This window comes from Candidatus Moraniibacteriota bacterium (assembly GCA_016699875.1).
Lineage (GTDB): Bacteria > Patescibacteriota > Minisyncoccia > Moranbacterales > UBA1568.
On record CP064989.1, the window covers coordinates 411,379 to 431,904 of the forward strand.

Sequence of the window (20,526 nt, forward strand, 5' to 3'; positions counted from 1 at the left end):
TCAGCCATACGATTCTTCTCAAAAAATTATCCTTGATTCTTCTGCTCCCCTCCGGCAACAAACAACAATTGCGCTAAAGTGACCCCACAAATCCCGCTCGAAAGCGAGACTCAGGAAAGGATCTGCGGATGGAAGCATGAATGATCTCTCGTTCCACCGCCAAAAAGAATGCGAAACGAGTCAAAAAGATTCTAGCGGATGACTCCCCTCTTGTCAATTTCCAAGAGGCATGATACACTCGCCAAGAACTGGAATTTGAATCTAAAGAACGTCTATGAAAACCGGAATCCACCCGACCTACACCCGAGAAGCCATCATCACCTGCGGTTGCGGCGCCACCATCAAAACCGGCTCAACAAGAAGCGAGATCAATATAGACGTCTGCGCCAACTGCCACCCGTTCTATACCGGCAAAAAGAAGCGTATTGACTCAACCGGTCGCGTGGATCGGTTCGAGAAACTGTCCAAAAAGACCGAGGGACTTAAAACAACCGCACGCCCGAAGCGCGTAAAACTTGCCGAAAAATCCAAGCGCAAAGCCGAAAAGACCGCCACTGCTTCCAAAAACAAGAAATAGTGACATCACTCCCAAGGAACGATAGCCCTGTTTTTTCGAGGGGTATCGTTTTTTGTTTCCCTCCGAATCATCCCTCGCGGTATACTCTAGAGTACAAAGGAGGAACGGAAGACATTCCCCTTCCTGCGATCTTTCAGAGATTTTTTTTGGAAACATTGCATTAGGAAATTATTATGCACGATCTTATTACAGCTATTCGCAAAGAATTTGAAATTCTCGAGCAGGAACTCTCCGACCCGAGCATTGTTTCACGACCGGAAAAACTCGCCGAACTCGGCAAACGGCGAACAGAACTTATGGAGATTCTCTCCGCTGCGGAGACGCTTGAAAAAACCGAGCGCACGATGCAAGAGAATGCCACAATTATAAATTCGGATACCGACCCCGAAATACAAGCGCTCGCCATGGAGGAGAACACCCTGCTTGCCGCCAAGAAGCCGCTCGAAGAAGCCACTCTCAAGAGACTCCTCCTCCCAAAAGACCCGCGCAATGCCCGCGACGTCATCGTGGAAATTCGCGCCGGCGCAGGCGGAGACGAGTCAGCTCTCTTTGCCGGAAGCCTCTTTCGTATGTATGCGCGCTACGCCGAACAGATCGGCTGGAAAACTTCGCTGCTTCATACCAATGAAACCGGACTGGGAGGCTTCAAGGAGATTGTTTTCGAAATAAGTCACGGGAATGGTCCGGAAGTTTACAAGAGCATGAAATACGAATCCGGCGTACACCGCGTCCAGCGAATTCCTGAGACCGAAAAATCCGGACGTATCCACACATCAACCGCCACCGTCGCCGTTCTTCCTGAAGCGGAAGAGACGGACCTCGTGATCAATCCGAATGATCTCCGTATCGACACCTATTGTTCATCCGGACCCGGCGGACAGTCTGTCAATACAACCAAGAGCGCGATTCGCATTACTCATATCCCAACGGGACTCGTCGTCACCTGCCAAGACGAAAAGTCTCAACACAAAAACAAAGACAAAGCGCTCACTGTCTTGCGAGCGCGACTCCTCGAAGCGGAAGAAGCGCGACAAGAAAAAGAGCTCGGTGACGCACGACGAACCCAAATCGGCACCGGAGACCGGAGCGAGAAGATTCGCACCTATAACTTCCCGCAAGACCGTATTACTGATCATCGCATCAAAGAATCCTGGAGCAACATCGAAAATATTCTCGCCGGCGATCTTGAACGCATCCTCTCTCGCCTCGAAGCGGAAGACATGGCGCGACTCCTCGAAAAAGAATCGTCTGGCGAGAAATAAGTCCGTCGCAAAAACACTTGACTCCCACATATCACCATGTCCTCGACTGTTCAATCACTTCTTTGCGAAGCGGAAACACGTATTCCGCGATTCGAGGCGGAGCTCTTGCTCGCACACACACTCAAGAAAAACCGGTCGTTCGTCATCGCACATCCGGAATATTCCACGACTCAAGAAGAAAGATACCAATTCGATGCGTTTGTCACTCGAAGAACCGAACATGAACCGGTCGCGTTTCTCGTTGGACGCAAAGAATTCTACGGGCGAGAATTTCTCGTAAATGAGCACACACTCATCCCGCGTCCCGAAACGGAACTTTTGGTAGAGAAAATACTGGAACACATATCAAACATTGAAAACGGATCGCAAGCACCCCGATTGGAAAATCGCTCGATAGTTATTATCGATATCGGAACCGGATCGGGAAATATCATCACTACGATCGCAACAGAACTCTCATCGCGCGAAAATCACGAAAAACATTTCTCATTCATCGGAACAGACATTTCAAAAGATGCTCTCGACATTGCAAAAAAAAATTCCGAAAAATTATCAGTATCGGACAAGATTCGATTCATTCAATCCGACCTTCTTGAAAATATTCCGAAAGAATTTTCTTCCCGCGCACAGGAAAGCATCATCGCAGCCAATCTTCCATACCTCTCCACAGAAGAATTTTCCAACGCGCCAATTGATGTAAAGCATTTCGAGCCAAGATCCGCGCTCGAAAGCGGCACAGACGGATTCGATCATTACCGAAGACTCCTCGAAGAGCTGCGAAAAAATTTTCAGCGACAAAAACGAAATTCCAAGACCACGCTCTTCTTCGAAATCAGCCCGTCACAAAAATCGCAGATATCATCGCTTATACAAGCCATATTCCCAAGAGCAAACAGCGAAATCTTCCGAGACCTCGCACAAAAGTACCGTCTCGTAAAAATCTCCATCGACCGGATATAAAAGTTAGCGCAAAGATATTGAAGAAACAAAAACAACAACGCCCCGAAAAACCGGGACGTCGTTTACCAACGAAGAAAAGACGAAACTACTTCTTCTTTTTCTTGGTTGCCTTTTTCTTTGTTGTTTTCTTGGCCGCCTTCTTTACTGTTTTCTTGGCCTTCTTTTTTGCTGCCATGTATACCACCTCCTTCTATTTTATTTTTCTTTTTTCGAGAAAAAACTTCTCTGCGATAAATATACACTAATTTTTTTTGCAACACAAATTTTTTCGGAAAAAATTTCACAAAATATTTCGAATAATAAAAACCATGTCAATACTCTCATCAAAAAAATACTTCGATCTTCTTCAAGAAGAAACAGATTCGTTCAAAAAATATGAAATATCTACAAACACGACCTCTTCCCGAGACAAAACCCTTGGTATATGCTAAAAAGTGAGAATAATGCCCACAAGAAATCTATACTCAAGGAAGCGGAGGAATAATAACAGCACTATCCGGACTATGATCACCTTCTACAACACGCTCGCGAAGAAAAAAGAAATTTTTGAACCGCTCCATGCCGGAAAAGTCGGCATGTATACCTGCGGACCGACCGTATACGGGAAAGTACATATCGGCAATATCAGATCCTACCTCACGGCAGACACGGCACGTCGACTGCTCGAACACGACGGATACGAAGTGCGCCATATCAAGAACATCACCGATGTCGGACACTTAACCGAAGATGACACCGCGCAAGGCGACAGCGGCGAAGATAAAATCGCCAAAAAGGCGCTTGCCGAAAAAAAGACAGCGGAAGAAATCGCGCGGTTCTACGAACAGTACTTCCGGGAAACAGAGAAAAAAATGAACATTCTCCCCGCACATTTCTCCCCTCGAGCGACCGCGCACATTCCGCAGATGATCACACTGATTGAAACATTGATCGAAAGACATCACGCCTACGAGGCGAACGGCAATGTTTTCTTGGATGTCACTTCATTTGCAAACTACGGACATCTCTCCGGCAACACACTCGACAAACTCAAAGTCGGCGCGCGCCTCGAGGAACACCCGGATAAAAAGCATCCGTGGGATTTTGCCCTCTGGCTAAAAGCTCCGGAAAATCACCTCATGCACTGGCCGTCACCCTGGAGTGAAGGCTATCCCGGCTGGCACATCGAGTGCTCAACCATGAGTATGGAATACCTCGGAGAGCAATTTGATATCCATACGGGCGGCGAAGACAATATCTTCCCCCATCATGAGGCAGAAATCGCCCAATCCGAATGCGCCACCGGACGCGTGCCCTTCTCACGCTACTGGATACACTCGCGCCATCTCCTCGTCGACCACGAAAAAATGTCGAAATCCAAAGGAAACCTGTACACATTAGAAGACATCGAGGACAAAAACTTCTCTCCCGCAGACCTTCGCTTGGCGCTCCTCTCATCACACTACCGTTCACAGATGAATTTCTCATGGAGTGCTCTGGAACAGGCTCGTATCAACAAGAAAACATTTGAGTCATTTCGAGATCGTCTCAGTATCGTTCCCGAAAAACACGTGGGCTCGAAAAACTTTGACAGCGCCTTCTATAGAGAGAAGTTTCTCGAGGCACTGCGAGATGATCTCAATACGCCCGAAGCACTCGCGGTCCTTCTTGCCTTCATTCGCGAAGGAAACAAAGCTCTGGACACAGAGGCAATCACAAATATTGAAGATGTGCGAAAAACATTTCTTGAATGTCTCGACCTTCTCGGTCTCATCCTTGAAGAATCAGGGTCCATTCCGACAGAGATACGCCACCTCGCCGAAGCGCGACAGAAAGCTCGCGAAGAAAAAAATTTCCCCGAAGCCGACCGACTCCGGGGAGAAATAGAACGCGCAGGCTTCACCGTGGAAGACACGGCAAACGGATTTGAGTTAAAGGTACAAAAAAATAGATAGACACTTCAAAGAAGACTTTCAGCGGCTGCCCTCCCAGCCTTTTATCCGCGAGCCTTTGCAAATCGAGGAGCGAGTCGTCTTCTCTTTTTGTTCTGATTCCTTGCTTTTCCTCGCTTCTTTCTGGACTGCGACCAACCAAGATATTTGCCACCGCGAGATCGCTGGTCGTTTTCTCGATCACACTTCCACTGACCAAAAACCACGCCAATAAAGAACATCTGCAACAGACACTCTTGCTGGTTCATTGAAGTACTCCTATATAAACAGGAAAGAAATCAGCACTGTTTAATAATAAGGAACAAGAAGCATGAAAAGTGTTTCTGAAATTCATGAAACTAAAAATGCTCAACCCTGTCAAGACTGCCATTTACCAGTGTTTTCACCTACAATAGAGGGACATATCGAAAAGAAATCTTTTGTCGTATTATGCCCCGCCACAGATCTTCCGCAGATACCCTCCGCATACCGCCTCACTCAGAAGAAGCGGAGCAATCGGTCTTGGGTTCGCTCATGCTCGACAAGAGCGCCATCACCAAGATTGCCGATATCCTCAAAACAGGCGATTTCTACCGCGATATCCACAACCTGATCTACGAGGCAATGGTTGAGCTCTACGAAGCGAGCGAGCCGATCGATGTGCTCTCCGTCGCCAACCGCCTCGAAGAGAAAGGCCAGATAGATACCGTCGGTGGTCCAACCGCACTGGCAACACTTGTCAACAGTGTCCCGAGCGCCTCAAATGTCGCCCACTACGCCAAACTCGTCCAACGAAAAGCAACACTCCGCCGCCTCATCGCCGCCGGGAGCGATATCGCCGAAATGGGCTACGACGAAAGCGAGGATGTCGAAAAACAGCTCGACGAAGCCGAACAAAGACTCTTCAAGGTCTCGCAAAAGTTCGTTAAACAGGATTTCGTTCCCATCAAGCCCATTCTCGAACACGCCTTCGAACGCATCGACCAGCTCCACAAAAGCGATCATGCTTTCCGTGGCGTCCCGACAGGATTTCCCGATCTCGACGGGCTCCTCTCGGGGCTCCAGAAATCCGACCTTATCATCCTCGCCGCACGCCCCTCCATCGGGAAGACCACTTTCGCTCTCGATATCGCACGCCAGGTCGGCGTCTATGCCAAGATTCCTGTCGGCATATTCTCCCTCGAAATGGGTTCGGATCAGCTCGTCGATCGTATGATCGCCGCTCATTCCAATGTCGATCTCTGGCGCCTCCGAACCGGCAAGCTCCAAGATAACGACTTCCGATTGATCGGCGACGCCATCGGTGCCCTCAGCGAAACACCCATCTTCATCGATGACACCGGCTCGGTTAATATCATGGAAATGCGCACCATGGCACGTCGCCTCCAAGCGGAGCATAAACTCGGACTCATCATTATCGACTATCTCCAGCTCATGGAAGGTCGCGGCGGACGAGGGGGCGACAATCGCGTTCAAGAAATTTCCGAAATATCCCGCGGACTCAAACAACTTGCTCGAGAACTCAATATCCCCGTACTTGCCCTCTCGCAGCTCTCACGCGCCGTCGAGTCACGCCCGGACCAAGTGCCGAAACTCTCCGACTTGCGCGAATCAGGCTCTATCGAACAAGACGCCGATGTCGTCATGTTCCTCTATCGCGAAGACCGCGCCAAGCCGGACACGCCGAATAAAAACATCGTCGACGTCATTGTCGCCAAACACCGTAATGGTCCCGTTGGTCGCGTCCAGCTCTACTTCCACGAAACCGCTGCCACCTTCAAATCGCTGGAGCGTTTTCATGCGGAAGAACAGCGATAACTTTCAAATCTCAAATGATACAACAGCCCAAAGTCCAAAAAATCTTGAAACTTGAAGTGTATCATTTGAAATTCTGTCTCTCATGTACCCGAAAACATTCAAAAAACTCATCGAGCATTTCTCGTCACTTCCGTCCGTAGGACCGAAAATGGCAGAGCGGCTCACGCTCCATCTCTTCAAGCAGTCCGAAGAAACTCTCAACGATTTCGCCGAAACACTCCGCACTCTTACTGAACTGCAAACGTGTTCGCAGTGTTTTCACATTGCCGAAGGCGATCTCTGCGGTATTTGCAACGACACCAATCGAGACGATTCGATGCTCTGCGTCGTCGAAGAACCCATGGATGTGATCGCTATCGAGCGAACCAATCACTATACCGGTCGCTATCACGTCCTCGGCGGAACACTCGATGTCTCTCCGAAGAAACAATCGGAACATACTCTGCGCATTGCCGAATTGCTCCAGCGTATCGAACACGAATCGATCCGAGAAGTCATCCTCGCCACCAACCCCACCACGGAGGGCGACTTAACCGCGCTCTATTTGAGCCGAAAGCTCGCCCCCTTCCGTATAAAGATAACCCGCCTCGGTCGCGGACTCTCTACCGGCGGCGACATCGAATACGCCGACGAATTCACTCTCTCATCCGCACTTACCCACAGAAGAGAGTTGGTATAATGCAAGTCAACGGAGATCTCGTCGCCTATTCTGTTGCACGACTCCATGAAGCAAAGGCGATAAAAGCCGCCGTAAAGACAAAAGTCATAACAAACGGAGCAACTGCCGAAAGATAATTCTTCTTTCCCGGACGGAAAAAACGAAGAAGAAGCGAATTGCCAACTACCGACACCGAACTCATCGCCATCGCAAGTCCGGCAAGCTCCGGCTTCAGCACCAGTCCGAATGCAACAAATGCTCGCGCCGCAATCGGAATACCGATCACATTGTAAAAAAGCGCGAAGAACATATTCTGTTTTATCTTCGAAAAGGTTTCTCGTGAAAGCTCAAGAGCTGTCACCACATCCATAAGGTCGCTCTTCATAAGAACAATGTCTCCCGTCTCCATCGCAACATCCGTTCCACTCCCCAGAGCAATGCCGACATTCGCCTGCGCCAGAGCCGGTGCATCATTGATGCCGTCTCCAACGAATGCAACGCTGTTCCCTCTCGCTTGAATTTTTTTCACTTCGTCCGCTTTCGCATCCGGAAGCACGTCAGCCAACACATGCGTTATGCCAACCTGCTGAGCGATAGCCCGTGCCGTCCGCATATTATCGCCAGTAATCATCCACACTTCGATACCTCGCCGTTTCAACTTCCCAATCGCTCGGCGCGAAGAATCTTTAACCGTATCCGCAACAGCAATCATGCCGAGAATTACTTCTCGAGTCGCCAGCATCATCGCCGTTTTCCCTGATTCCTCCAGGGACAACAATGCCTGTTCCGCCGATGACGCATCCAGTCCCAGTGTTTCCGTTATCAGTCTTCTATTGCCAAAAAAGTACTCCGTGCCATTTACCGTACCTTGCACGCCGTGTCCCGGCACGGCCAGAAAATTCTGTGTGTTTTCCAAAACAATCGACCGTATATTCGCATGAGAGCAAATTGCTTCCGCAAGCGAATGTTCCGAGAGTTTTTCAAGACTCGCCGCCTTGAGAAGAATATCTTCTTCACTCATCCTCCCGAATGAAACGATATCCGTCACTTCCGGCTTTCCCTTGGTAATCGTCCCCGTCTTATCAAAGACCACTGCCGATATCCCGCTTGCCGCCTCGAGCGCCTCGCCGCCTTTGACCAGTATCCCATACTCGGCGCCTTTCCCCGTTCCCGCCATAAGAGATGTTGGTGTCGCAAGTCCGAGAGCACACGGGCACGCAATCACAATCACTGATATGAACGCCATCAGAGAAAAAGAGAGGGTCACACCGAACACAAAGTACCACACGAAAAACGTGAGAAGCGCTATCCCGATAACTATCGGCACAAACCACGCCGACACCGTATCGGCAAAATTTTGTATGGGAGCCTTCGATCCCTGTGCTTCCTCGATAAGCCGGATGATCTGTGCCAGCACCGTTTCACTCCCCACCTTCGTTGCTTCGAATTCGAAACTTCCCGTTTTATTCAGCGTCGCACCAGTCACCGGATCACCGATATTCTTCTCAATCGGAAGACTCTCCCCGGTAATCATGGATTCATCCACCGACGAACTCCCCATGCGAATCACGCCGTCAACCGGAATCCTCTCTCCCGGACGAACCAGAATCATATCGCCATGCACAACATCCTCAATCGGGATATCAATCGATTGTCCATTGCGAATCACGCGCGCTGTCCTAGCTTGAAGTCCCATCAGCTTTTTGATCGCATCGGATGTTTTCCCCTTCGTTCGCATCTCCAACCACTTCCCAAGAAGGACAAATGTGACCAGATAAGCTGCCGTTTCAAAGTAGAGATGCGGAATTTTCTCGCCATGAACACCAATGATCGAACCATTCGTCCACGCATAGTCAGCATAACCGTACACACTGTACAGAAACGCCGTTGATGTACCGATCGCGATCAAACTGTCCATGTTGAACGTTCGCACCTTGAGTGCCGACCAAAATCCCCGATAAAATCCCTTCCCGAGAATAAACTGGATCGGCATTGTCAAAAGAAGCGAAAATATTCCGACATACGGCGCCACCCATCTGCTTCCCGAGGAATCCGGGAAAAAATCCGCGAGCATAAAAAGGAACATCGGAAAACTCAACACGAAGCTCCAGACAAACGCACGGAAATACGATGTGATCTCCCGTTCGCGCTTTTTCTGTTCGGATTGAGTATCGCCCGATCGCACTTCTTCCGCTCGGTATCCGGCGCGCGACACAGAGTCAATCAAATTTTCCACAGATGCATTTGTCTCATCAAATGTCACCAGTGCCTTCTCGGCGGCAAAATTCACGTTCGCATTCGTCACTCCCACCGTTTTCTTGAGCGAATTCTCAATAAGCCGGGCACACGAAGAACAGTGCATACCGGAAAGAGAAAGAGAAATTTTTTTCATAGAAGAACATTATTTCACAACGATAGCCCCGCCATACATACCCATCGAACAAGAGAATGGGATAGTTCCCGCCTCCGTTGGCGTAAATTCAATAACATTCTCTCCCGACTGAAGATTTTTCCGTACATTCATCTTCGGAATAACAAACGAGCTCGCGCAAGAATACGGGTTGGTAGAGGTCATGATAATTCTCACCGGACGACCGCGCTCCACGGAAATCGTCTGCGGATGATATCCATATCCATCCTGCGTCATTCGCACAATCTGTACACCACCTCGAGAAGCAGACGGATCGACCGACATGCGAGGCGTCTCTTGAAGTTGAGATGGTGACTGATCAGAAACAGGAAGATCAACATTCCTCCATCCGGCAAGCGTGAGTCCATTCGATATATTGAAGAATGCGAAGAGTATCACGAGAACACCGGAGAATGCGAAGAATCGCTTTGCAAATACGCCCTTCACTGCCGACGCAAGCCCCCCAATACCCAGAAGTCCCGGCGCCGTTCCCAAAGCGAAAATCCCAAGAATAAATGCACCACTCACAAAAGATCCGCTAGCAATAGCAAGGAGTTGCATTGACTGTGTAAATCCGCAAGGCAAAAAAAATGTAAGCGCACCGAGAATCAAGGCATTCCGGTGGCTATACTCCCGACTCTTTCGGTCAAGCCCGAAAAAACGGCCAATGCCTTTCGGAAGCGTGAGACTCACCCTCTCAAGTATCGGAAAAATACCTGTCAATTTGAGTCCAAGCAAAAGCATCACGATACCTATCATTAGAGTCAGTATGCCAAGCGAGACCCCCGACAGCGCAAAGAACGAACCCAAAACGCCAAGAACGCCACCTAGCACCACATAAGAAGCGATGCGCCCCGCATTGAAGAAGAGATGGGGACGGAATTTCTGAAACACCGTCGCCTCCGGATGTTTCTCCGCATGACGCGCCGAAACACCAAGTACCAATCCGCCAACCAATGCCATACAAGTGGACAGCCCCGCCGTAAGCCCAACCAAGAGAATGATACCCGGCGATGTGGACCCGAGAGAACTTTCCGGAACCAGGGAAATATTCGACAGTCCCGCAGAGCGAATCGCTCCCCAAAGAATCAGGAGCGCCACAATGGCAATACCAAGATCCTGATAATCAGCGATATTTCGACTCAGAAAAGACAGCTTCTGAGTTGTTCCGACAGCATACCCAGCCTCACGAATCGCTGTTTCCACATGCTCCTGATTCGGTTTCTCCGCAGCATAAGAAATTGTTGCTACTCCCTTCCGGTATTGCACGTCAGCCTTTTTTATTCCGGGAACTTCCAAAAGTTTTTCTTCAATCAATATTTCACACGATCGGCAATGCATACCGGCAATAGGGACACTAAACGTTCGATTATTATTCTTCGTATTTGATGTCATAAGAAAAAGATAGAGCAAAATAAAAAACCTCGAACCAAAACAGCGAGACATTCGCCGCAGCTTTCCGAGGCAAAAAGAATTCTAGTGGGAAATTTTCGCGTGCAGCACGCCCGAGTAGAAAGCGCGCAGGAACGGCCGAGAAAGAGCCGCCCTCGCATCGAATCGTTCCGGAGGGCGAAAGAGTGTCCGATGAAACTCAAAAAGCCGATTCCACTTGAAGAATAACTCTTTTCTCTGTCCAAAGTTCAGAAGAGTTGCTCCAAGAAGAACAAAAAAGACAACCGGTAACGACGATGAGAAAAAATCCCTCCACGAGGCAATATGATCAAAGAGGCTCATACTCATCGTCCCATGTTCAGCATTCTGAGCGTGCACACCAAGAGAAAGACTGCCGCATGAATCATCCGCCGCGAGCGCAAGAAATTCATTCGAGCACACGCACGGTAAGGCAACCGAAAAAAAGAGGAAAACACCGACAAGAATGAGTGATCGATACATGGCGCACAGACAATATAAAGATATTTCCATTGTATTCCGTCCTTTTTGGAAAAACAAGCACCGACAAGTATGGCAATTCCCTTTCGTTTCAATGAAGAGTCCGACTGTGTTTGCGCGCAGAAAAAAATTAGTATAGAATTTACATAAGCGAAAGAAAAACAAAAAAGTGATTCTCCTTCGATCTTTTGTCGTCTCGAAAAAGAGAGGTCTGACACAGAGAGCGTTGCGAGAACACGCACGACACATGACAACCGATACCGAAACACCACAACCGGAAACCGACGCCGCCGGCGAAGATCGCGGACAAAAAATTCAGTCGCTCCGAGAAATGATCGCCAATGCCGAGCGAACTATGCAGAGTGCCAAGGCGATGCTTCTTCAGCTCGAGGGCAAGAAGCGTGTTGGCCGTCCGCGCAAGGTTGAAGAAATCGAAGACGGCACCGTCGTCCAAGGAACCTTCGACGGACAAGTGATGCAGGGGTCGGACGGCAAACAATATCCCGTCCCGGCGAATTACGCTTCAAAGTCAAAACTCGTTGAAGGAGATGTCCTCAAACTCACCATCACGCCGGACGGGTCGTTTATTTACAAGCAGATCGGTCCCGCCGAGCGTCGCCACGCCATTGGCGTCGTCATTCAGGATGATCGGGGAAATTTCATGGTTATGGCAGACGGACACCCATATCGCGTCCTTCTTGCTTCCATCACCTTCTTCAAGGCAAATCCCGGCGATGAAGTCGCCATTGTCTTTCCGCGAAGCGAAGGAGCTACGTGGGCATCCATAGAAAATGTCCTGCAAAAAGGAGCTCTCCACAGTGAAGCAAGCGTCGCGCAGAACATTTTCCCCAATACCGCTCCATCGCCACAGACCGCACCCAAAAACGATACCGAACTTCCGGAATCGCCAAAAGATGATATTCTCAGTGAGTGGGAGAAAGATTTCGCAGAGCTCAAGAGAAATAATGATGCAACGCCCGGAGAAGAACATTCAGAATAAGTAGCTGTGACCCATATCACCTCTATGCAGCCGGAAATACCAGGGCAATCCCTCCACATACTCGAGAAGCGAGATCTTTTTTTTGCCGCCATCAACGGACTCTTCATCGGTATTTTCGCGCCGTTTATTTTCAGAAACCTCGGAACGGCGCTCCCGGTATCAATTCCGCTCTTCGCGCTTATCCTCGCACTCCTGTGTGTTATCGGCATCACGATTGGTTTCCTGCTCTCGAAGATTTCGCCGAAGCTCCGATTCTTTTTTCAACTCGCGAAGTTTGGCATTATCGGCGTCACCAATTTCATTGTTGATCTCGGCATCTTTAGTCTTCTCATCTGGGCCACACACATATCGACCGGCGGGAGCATCTTGCTTTTCAAAGTAGCGTCCGTCTCCATCGCGATCATCAATAGCTACATTTGGAACAAGTTCTGGTCATTCGAAGAAAAGCACACCGATGAAGCTACGGTGCGTCGGCAATTCTTTCAGTTCATTGCGGTTTCCATAGTCGGGTTAGTGCTCAATGCCGGCATCACGTATTCTCTTATCACTTTCGCCACCGGATTCATGGACGTCTCTCCGGAAACATGGGCGACAATTTCGAGCGCCATCGCCTCCGTCACTGTCCTCTCCTGGAATTTCATCGGGTACAAATTCTTCGTGTTCAAGCGATAGGCAAGCCCTTCGCTCTCTGATATACTCAAAAGACAAGGGAATCTTGTCTTTTTTGTTTGCATCCGATGACTGCAACAGTTAAATCTCCCGCAAAACGGCTATGGCAACCCTCTACCGAAAATACCGCCCCGAGCACTGGAGTGATGTTGCCGGGCAAGAGCATATTGTCACCACGCTGACCAACGCAATCATCGGCGATCTCCTCGCCCATGCTTATCTCTTCACCGGTCCCAGAGGCACCGGCAAAACCACCGTCGCAAGACTCCTCGCCAAGTCCATCAACTGTACCAATCGCCGCAATGCCAAAGAGCCGTGCGATACCTGCGACAATTGCCGAGCGTTTTCTGAAGGGCGCGCTTTTGACATCATTGAAATAGACGGCGCTTCAAACAACAGTGTCGAAAATATCCGCGAACTCCGCGAAACAGTCAAGCTTCCGCCGGCAATCGGCGCACGAAAAATTTACATTATCGACGAAGTTCACATGCTCTCCGGCGGCGCCTGGAATGCCCTCCTCAAAACACTCGAGGAGCCGCCGACACATGTCGTATTCATTCTCGCCACCACCGAGCTGCACAAAATCCCCGCAACCATTTCTTCTCGTTGCCAGCGCTTCGATTTCAGTCGATTCCCGACCGCTGTCATCATCGAAAAACTTTCCCGCATCGCTCAGTCCGAAGGCATTACAATTGATGCTGACGCCCTCGAAATGATTGCTCTCTCTGCCGAAGGCGGCATGCGTGATGCCGAAAGCCTTCTCGCGCAGACAATCGCCCTCGAAGATAAACACATCACCGGATCCGAAGCCGCTTCCATCCTCGGTATAACCGAGCGAAAAACCGTCTTCGATATCGTCGCCGCACTCGGCAATCGCGATCTCGACACAGCGATCCTTACACTCGAATCGCTCGCGCAAAAAGGCGTCGACTTCCGATCCTTCGCCGGAACGCTCACACACTTCCTTCGCGAAGTTCTCTTCCGCAAACTTGGGAGTGTTGCCCAATCATCCCTCGCCGCGCAATCCTCCGCCGAAGAGAACGACACGATCGCAACACTCGCCACGCAATTCTCATTTGCCGAGCTCGCCCGCCTCATGGAGCTCATCCACCATGCCCGCACGGAAATCCGACACGCCCCCATCCAGCAAGTCCCGCTCGAAATCGCCATGCTTGCCTTCATTTACCCGGAGGATATAGAGACACCCACATCACCCGCTCCCACATCACGCCCAGTCCCTCCACCCGCACCTGCCAAGCCATCCGTATCACCAAAGGAAGAATCACCATCGAAAGCCTCTTCTTTGACAGAGAAAACCGCTGCGACGACATCGGAAAAAACATCGCCTCATCAGAATCCCGAGCCCGAGCATCGCGCGCCGGAAGCGCCAAGCGGCGCAAGCACATCATCTCCGCTGACACTTGCCATTATCCAAAGCAAATGGAAGCTCTTTCTTGAAGAGATAAAACGCCAAAATGCTTCCCTTTCCCTCTCCCTCTCCGGCAGCACGCCGCAGCTCTCCGAAAGTGGCGCGATCGGCGTGTCCGTGCGACATGCTTTTCACAAAGAACGGCTCGAAAAACCCGAAAGCCGCTTGACCATCGAACAGGCACTTGCTACCATTTTCGGAACACCAGCCCGCCTCGCTATCGACGTTGTCGCTGAAGATCCAGCAGATCCTCTCCTCGACAGCGCCCTCAATATCCTCGGCGGCAAGGTGGTCAGTTAGCGGATACACGACACGATTCACTCTTTGAAAATTTTCTTGGGGAGTAGCCAAGCGGTAAGGCAGGGGCCTTTGAAGCCCCCACGCGCAGGTTCGATCCCTGCCTCCCCAGCTGACAAATCTATGAATATTCAAAATCTTGCTTGCTTTCTTAATGAAGCAAACAAAGAAACATATGCAAACAAGAATGCATCAAAGGCTACTCCCACACGCTTAGCTTCAGAAGATTATCATTTTGAAAAAGGAAATATTATCTATCACGATACTTACTTTGGCGGTCGTGATTTTATCGGAGAAGAAATTGTATATGAAAGTAATAAGCCAGTATGGGGAGCAAATTACTTTGGATTTATCCTTAATAAAAATATAGACGAAAAGGAGGTCTATACTTTCCTTCGAGAAGCTCTGATGCAAAAATGCAATGATGTAATCCCTGTTCGTGGTCCATCTTCATTTTCAAAGGACAATAATCGGTATACTTTTACGGTTGAGGGAAATCTTTCAAGCTTTAGCGGAACAGAAGAAATCTCATTCAACGGGACAATTGTTTATCGTTGTTTACTCCACGGAGGACTAATTGTTTAGAATCAGCCGAATTGTGTTTCCATGTCGTTCCAGAACGTCATCTGATAAATTTATGAAAACTATTGCTATCGGATGCAGCATGAAGTATCGCAGTTTAGTAAGAGAAACTGTAGAAGCGTTGACTGTTTTAAGACTAAAACCTATCTTTCCTAATTTAGACTACAGCCATGAAAACGAAGATAAGGCAGATACTCCTGGAGAAAAGAAACGTTTGGCGCTAGAACATTACAAAGCCATTGATAAAGCTGATATAGTTTACTTGATTACTCCAAATGGCTACATGGGAACAAGTTGCAAATTAGAACTTGGCTATGCTCTTGCGAAAAACAAGACTATCTATTTTTCAGAACCAACGAACGATCCGGCATTGGATTGCTACGTAGAAAAATTTATCAGCATCGATTCCTTAGAAGAGTTTCTGGATAAATAAGTTCTCACTTCATCCCACAGCCCCAGAAACTCGTATGCTCCACACAATGAAACTCAATCATAGTCCGTTTGAGAAAATTAGAAACGGAACTAAGGTTATTGAGATTAGATTGAATGATAAGAAAAGAAAACTCCTCAAAGTCGGAGATGAGATTGAATTTAGACGAGTTGATGACGAACGAAAAAAGATTCTCACAAAGGTCCTCGATCTTTCCCTCTTTCCATCCTTTCAAAGGATGTTCGCCGCATTTCCGCCTCATGAATACGGGAGTCAGAGCGCAGAAGAATATACGCAGATGTACGAAGTTTACTCGCCAGAAAAAGAAAGAAAATTCGGCGTTCTAGCAATCAGGATTCAATTTCTTTCAGAGACAAAATAGACTCACGCAGAAATTGAAAGCTTTTCTGGAATCACAAAAAAATCGGTCGAATCCGAAAGCCTGAGAACCTGTTTACAATCTTCCGGTACACTGAGGACATAATCCTCAAACCAAAAGAACCATGTATCCAAGCGACATAACCCGAGAACAATTCGAACACATCAGACCATTTCTCGAATCAACCAGGAAGAGAACCAAACCAAAGACACTTGATTCCTATGACGTATTCAACGCTCTGCTCTACATTCTGGTCACGGGTTGCCAATGGAGGGCACTTCCCAAGGATTATCCAAAATGGCAGAGTGTCTATCGACACTTCCTTGTCTGGAAGGAACGAAAAAACAAACAGACAGAGAGTATGCTTGAGCAAGTCTTAAAAAAAATTGGTCGAACAAGAACGTATGAAAAATGGCAAACAATGCAAAACCAGTTTCTGCATCGTTGATGCTCAAAGTGTCAAGAATACAGATACGGCTCGAGAAAAAGGTTATGATGCAGGAAAAAAAGTTTCCGGTATCAAGCGACATATTCTCGTTGACACCAACGGATTGCCGCATGCGTTCACGGTAACCACTGCTAACGTCACTGATCGAAAGAGAAGTTTCTCCTGGCTGGAGAAATGCCGAAGGCTCTGGAAGAATTGCGAACGGACACTGGATTCGAGCTTACAGATGATGGTTTTAAGTTTTGATCGATTGTTGTTGAAAAGATTGTAAACAGGTTCTAAGAATAATTCCATGAAACAGAAGGTACTCAAAACCAATCTCGAGTCACTCAAATACCTCCGTTTCATTTCGTGGGGAGAAGTGTTTGACACTTGGCGAGAACTCGAAGCATGGCAAGAATTATGGAAAGCACACTGGACCGAGCGCGGCTTTGAATCCTGGGACGAGTGGCGGCACGCCTATGCCAAACCGTTACATCCCGAAGCACTCGACTGGCAGCTTTATCATCTGACTCACCCTCTCGCCGACAGCCCCCTCCTCTATGGCACCCCGACCACGGGATGGATCAAGAAAGCATACCAAGGAAAGATCACAAAACAATTGAAAGATCTCGTCCGTCTTCCCATTATTTCCCAAAACGAAAAGATTCGAGATATCCAACGAGCATTCCCCGAAGAGACCCAACTAACCGGCATCGTCCACAACGGGAATGTCATCCTCATTGAAGGCATGCACCGCGCCGCAGCGCTCGCCAGTTGGAACTCAGACATCCCTTTTGCGGGAAAAGTCACCCTCGCGCTCGCCGAATGGACAGAAGCTGTTCCGGCACTTGGCGGAAATTACAAGATGCCTTCCCGTGAATAACAACAAGCCGAGAATCTGACATTATGAAAATAACGAATTACCAAGGGGCTCCCTCCGATATTTCTTGTCTCGGATGCGCAAGAGAGGAAGGAAAAATAGAACGGGTAGGAGACATATTCACAACTGCCTATTTTGATGTTCACCAAGATTTTGAGATTCCCATACCGGGATTCATTATTATCTCTTCGCGACGACACATCCGAAGCATTGATGAGCTCACTAATGAGGAAAAGATTGATTTCATAAACACAGTGACATCCACTCGCACAGCAATGCGAAAAACTCTCGGCATAGACACGGTATATCTCATCCAAGAAGAAGATTCAGCGCATCACTTTCACCTCTGGATATTCCCTCGATACCTCTGGATGTCCGAGAAATTTGGAACGAAGACACCGTCACTCCGACCAATTATGGAGTACGCTCGAGAAAATATGAAAACAAAAGAAAACCTTGAAAAGGTGGAACAGGCTATCGAAAAACTGCAACAATACTTGAAAACCTCGGACAAGAATGACTACTCCATATGAACCCACAAAACAAGAGTATTATTATTTTTGATTTCGATGGCACACTGGCCGACACGGAAGAAATACTTTTTCGCGCATTCAACGGTCTCGCCGATCAATATCACTACCCGCCAATTACCAAAGAAGAAATCTTGAAACTCGAAGATAAAGACATCAAGAAATTTATTTCGACACACGCAAAGATCCCCCTCTGGAAACTCTGGAGATTTACGCAACGTCTCAGAGAGGAATACAAGCTCTATATCGACACCGTACAGCTCTTTCCCGATATCAAGGAAGTTCTCGATGCCCTGCAAAAACAAGGGTGCGTAAGAGGAATCGTTTCGTCCAATTCAACTGATACCATATCGAAAATCCTCAGAAGATTCGATATATCGGTCGACTTTATCATAACCAGTTCCCTGTTCGGAAAGTCAGGCGCGCTGAATGCTCTCGCAAGAAAACACCGTTTCGATAAAAGTAAAATACTCTATATCGGCGACGAGGTGCGCGATGTAGAAGCCTGCCAGAAGAGTCACATCGACATGCTCGCCGTCACTTGGGGATTAAACAGTAAAGCCACTCTCCAAAAAGCAGACATAGTCACAGTCGACTTTCCAAGGCAAATCCTTGAATCGCTGGGAATAGATACCACACTAAACAAAACAAATAGCATATGAAAACGGCAATTATTATTCATGGGCAGCGCGCTCACTGAGCAATGTAGCGCAAACTAAACTAACTATGAACATACACAAAGCAGCTGGCATCATCATACGAGACAGAAATCTACTGGTAGAGAAATCGAAAAATAAAGACTTCTTCATCTCTCCAGGAGGATCCATTGAACCAGGAGAAACTGCCAAGCAGGCTCTCGCAAGAGAGTTGATGGAGGAATTCCAGATAATTGTCGAGGAGGGTGATATGGAGTCATTTGGAACATTTTCTGCAGCAGCCGCAGGAAACGAATCAAAGACAGTTATCATGGAAGTTTTTATGATTAAAGCTTTCCGAGGCGAACCGACGCCTGATAGCGAAGTAGAAAAAATAGCATGGATAAACTCCGTCATTCCCCAAGAAATGAAAGTCGGATCAATATTCGAACATCAAGTTATCCCTCTCCTCAAGAAACGCGACCTTATAGATTAAACACTTGGTTGAGCAAGAAATAAGGGTGTCATTTTCCGGACACTCTTTCTTATTGGAGCTGTATCCTTGCCAATAGCCCATTGCTCCCGTATACTCCCAAGGAATTTTCAAGCTCATCCGCTATGCATGACAGCCTATTCCTCCACTGCCTCGGAAAAATATCCGGTGTCGGCGCCGAAAAACTTCGGAAAATCGCCGCTCACTTCGAGACATTCGAATCGGCATGGGACGCGCCACTCGAAGAATTCATCCGCGCTGGCATTCCAAGCAAACTTGCCGAGACAATCGTTCACACTCGCAAACACATCTCACCGGAAAGAGAATTCGAAACTCTGGAACAGCACCGGGTTCGCCTCATCTCCAGAGAAAGCGAGAATTACCCCGCTCTCCTCGCAGAAATCCCCAATCCGCCGGCACTACTCTATCTTCGTGGAGACATTGATTTCAACAGACGTCCCATGATCACACTCGTCGGTACCCGGAAACCCACCGAATACGGTATCGGCATCGCGAGAGAATTTGCGAGCGAGCTCGCAAAAAGCGGCATCGCAGTGATCTCAGGTATGGCGCTCGGCATCGACAAAGCAGCGCACCAGGGCGCCCTCGATGGCGGAGGCGTCACGATTGCCGTTCTCGGCAACGGACTCGACGACGCCTCGATTTCGCCGCGCACCCACCTCGATCTCGCTCACACCATCAGCCTTCATGGCGCGCTGCTCTCCGACTACCCGCCGGGAACCGGCGCTTCCGAAGGCACCTTCCCCGCGCGCAATCGCATCATGGCAGGATTGTCGCTCGGCACCGTCGTCATCGAAGCATCGGAAAAAAGCGGCACGCTCATCACGGCAAACCTCGCACTCGATTTCAATCGCGAAGTCTTCGCCGTTCCGGGATCAATCTATTCCGAGAACTCCCGCGGACCGCACGCGCTCATCAAGAGAGGAGCTATTCTCACTGCAAGTCTCTCAGATATTCTCGATGCCCTCCCGCTTTCGAAAGAGCGCGAAAATCGCGAAATACTTTCCGAACAAACCGAATCCGATCAGGAAAATATCTCCGCTGATGAAGAACGTCTTCTCAAAATATTGGGAAGTGATACCATGCACATTGACGCGCTCATCAAACACTCTACACTGGAAACATCGAACGCACTCTCCGCACTCGCCTTTCTCGAAATGAAAGGCTTGGTAAAAAACATCGGCAACATGCACTATATTCGAACATATCGAGTATAAATTCAAAGGGATCGCCTCCAACACAATGCTCGAGGAATCCTTTTAGAGC

Annotated in this window: 21 protein-coding genes, 1 tRNA gene and 1 pseudogene; 19 read left to right on the top strand and 4 right to left on the bottom strand. The window is 48.6% G+C overall.

The genetic code is table 11. The annotated features are described in order from the left end of the window. Positions 1-274: 274 nt before the first annotated feature. The 3 genes from rpmE to prmC all read left to right on the top strand — a co-directional run bounded on the left by rpmE (position 275) and on the right by prmC (position 2,799). Complete coding sequence (gene rpmE, locus IPK84_02075; GenBank protein ID QQS16118.1) at positions 275-577, top strand: 50S ribosomal protein L31; 303 nt, start codon at positions 275-277, stop codon at positions 575-577. Between the two features lie 173 nt (positions 578-750). After that, positions 751-1,839: a peptide chain release factor 1 gene (gene prfA / locus IPK84_02080; protein ID QQS16119.1), complete on the top strand. Its 1,089-nt coding sequence runs from the start codon at positions 751-753 to the stop codon at positions 1,837-1,839. A 36-nt stretch (positions 1,840-1,875) separates the two neighbouring features. Then, positions 1,876-2,799, top strand: coding sequence for a peptide chain release factor N(5)-glutamine methyltransferase (gene prmC, locus IPK84_02085; GenBank protein ID QQS16120.1), 924 nt, complete (start codon positions 1,876-1,878; stop codon positions 2,797-2,799). A gap of 62 nt (positions 2,800-2,861) precedes the next feature. Here the strand turns inward: prmC and IPK84_02090 are convergent, their stop codons facing one another. Continuing rightward, a complete protein-coding gene (locus tag IPK84_02090) occupies positions 2,862-3,083 on the bottom strand; it encodes a hypothetical protein (protein ID QQS16121.1) in 222 nt (73 codons plus the stop codon). A gap of 219 nt (positions 3,084-3,302) precedes the next feature. On the opposite strand from IPK84_02090, the gene IPK84_02095 reads away from it, so the two are divergent. The 3 genes from IPK84_02095 (at position 3,303) to recR (ending at position 7,206) form a co-directional block, all read left to right on the top strand. Beyond that, a complete protein-coding gene (locus tag IPK84_02095; protein ID QQS16122.1) occupies positions 3,303-4,733 on the top strand; it encodes a cysteine--tRNA ligase in 1,431 nt (476 codons plus the stop codon). Positions 4,734-5,159: 426 nt separating this feature from the next. Next, the gene (dnaB, locus tag IPK84_02100; protein QQS16123.1) at positions 5,160-6,527 is read left to right on the top strand and encodes a replicative DNA helicase; all 1,368 of its coding nucleotides are present in this window, start codon (positions 5,160-5,162) and stop codon (positions 6,525-6,527) included. A gap of 82 nt (positions 6,528-6,609) precedes the next feature. Beyond that, a complete protein-coding gene (gene recR, locus IPK84_02105; protein QQS16124.1) occupies positions 6,610-7,206 on the top strand; it encodes a recombination protein RecR in 597 nt (198 codons plus the stop codon). A gap of 25 nt (positions 7,207-7,231) precedes the next feature. Here recR and IPK84_02110 read toward each other — a convergent pair whose 3' ends face one another. From IPK84_02110 to IPK84_02120, 3 genes are all read right to left on the bottom strand, one after another. Continuing rightward, positions 7,232-9,577 carry a heavy metal translocating P-type ATPase gene (locus tag IPK84_02110; protein ID QQS16125.1) on the bottom strand — a complete coding sequence of 782 codons (2,346 nt, stop codon included), beginning with the start codon at positions 9,575-9,577 and terminating at the stop codon, positions 7,232-7,234. A gap of 9 nt (positions 9,578-9,586) precedes the next feature. After that, complete coding sequence (locus IPK84_02115; protein ID QQS16126.1) at positions 9,587-10,990, bottom strand: sulfite exporter TauE/SafE family protein; 1,404 nt, start codon at positions 10,988-10,990, stop codon at positions 9,587-9,589. 81 nt (positions 10,991-11,071) lie between these two features. Further along, entirely contained in the window at positions 11,072-11,488 is a 417-nt protein-coding gene (locus IPK84_02120; protein ID QQS16127.1) for a hypothetical protein, read from the bottom strand. A gap of 244 nt (positions 11,489-11,732) precedes the next feature. Between IPK84_02120 and IPK84_02125 the strand changes: the two genes are divergently transcribed. The 13 genes and pseudogenes from IPK84_02125 (at position 11,733) to dprA (ending at position 20,477) form a co-directional block, all read left to right on the top strand. After that, positions 11,733-12,485, top strand: a complete 753-nt coding sequence (locus IPK84_02125) for a hypothetical protein (protein QQS16128.1) — start codon at positions 11,733-11,735, stop codon at positions 12,483-12,485. 24 nt (positions 12,486-12,509) lie between these two features. Continuing rightward, positions 12,510-13,157, top strand: coding sequence for a GtrA family protein (locus IPK84_02130; protein QQS16129.1), 648 nt, complete (start codon positions 12,510-12,512; stop codon positions 13,155-13,157). A gap of 100 nt (positions 13,158-13,257) precedes the next feature. Beyond that, the gene (dnaX, locus tag IPK84_02135) at positions 13,258-14,883 is read left to right on the top strand and encodes a DNA polymerase III subunit gamma/tau (protein QQS16130.1); all 1,626 of its coding nucleotides are present in this window, start codon (positions 13,258-13,260) and stop codon (positions 14,881-14,883) included. A 37-nt stretch (positions 14,884-14,920) separates the two neighbouring features. Beyond that, a tRNA-Gln gene (locus tag IPK84_02140) sits at positions 14,921-14,992 on the top strand. A gap of 11 nt (positions 14,993-15,003) precedes the next feature. Further along, entirely contained in the window at positions 15,004-15,465 is a 462-nt protein-coding gene (locus tag IPK84_02145; protein ID QQS16131.1) for an XRE family transcriptional regulator, read from the top strand. A 52-nt stretch (positions 15,466-15,517) separates the two neighbouring features. Continuing rightward, positions 15,518-15,895, top strand: a complete 378-nt coding sequence (locus IPK84_02150; protein ID QQS16132.1) for a hypothetical protein — start codon at positions 15,518-15,520, stop codon at positions 15,893-15,895. A 46-nt stretch (positions 15,896-15,941) separates the two neighbouring features. Further along, positions 15,942-16,274 (top strand): ASCH domain-containing protein, encoded by a 333-nt coding sequence (locus IPK84_02155; protein ID QQS16133.1) that lies wholly within the window; start codon positions 15,942-15,944, stop codon positions 16,272-16,274. Between the two features lie 121 nt (positions 16,275-16,395). After that, positions 16,396-16,990: pseudogene (locus IPK84_02160) on the top strand (IS5 family transposase). A gap of 21 nt (positions 16,991-17,011) precedes the next feature. Then, positions 17,012-17,584, top strand: coding sequence for a hypothetical protein (locus IPK84_02165; GenBank protein QQS16134.1), 573 nt, complete (start codon positions 17,012-17,014; stop codon positions 17,582-17,584). Between the two features lie 23 nt (positions 17,585-17,607). After that, positions 17,608-18,114, top strand: a complete 507-nt coding sequence (locus IPK84_02170) for a diadenosine tetraphosphate hydrolase (GenBank protein ID QQS16135.1) — start codon at positions 17,608-17,610, stop codon at positions 18,112-18,114. Next, positions 18,111-18,773 carry an HAD-IA family hydrolase gene (locus IPK84_02175; GenBank protein ID QQS16136.1) on the top strand — a complete coding sequence of 221 codons (663 nt, stop codon included), beginning with the start codon at positions 18,111-18,113 and terminating at the stop codon, positions 18,771-18,773. The genes IPK84_02170 and IPK84_02175 overlap by 4 nt, the downstream gene beginning before the upstream one ends. Before the next feature lie 64 nt (positions 18,774-18,837). Then, positions 18,838-19,242 (top strand): NUDIX domain-containing protein, encoded by a 405-nt coding sequence (locus IPK84_02180; GenBank protein ID QQS16137.1) that lies wholly within the window; start codon positions 18,838-18,840, stop codon positions 19,240-19,242. 122 nt (positions 19,243-19,364) lie between these two features. Then, positions 19,365-20,477: a DNA-protecting protein DprA gene (dprA, locus tag IPK84_02185; protein QQS16138.1), complete on the top strand. Its 1,113-nt coding sequence runs from the start codon at positions 19,365-19,367 to the stop codon at positions 20,475-20,477. Positions 20,478-20,526: the final 49 nt, after the last annotated feature.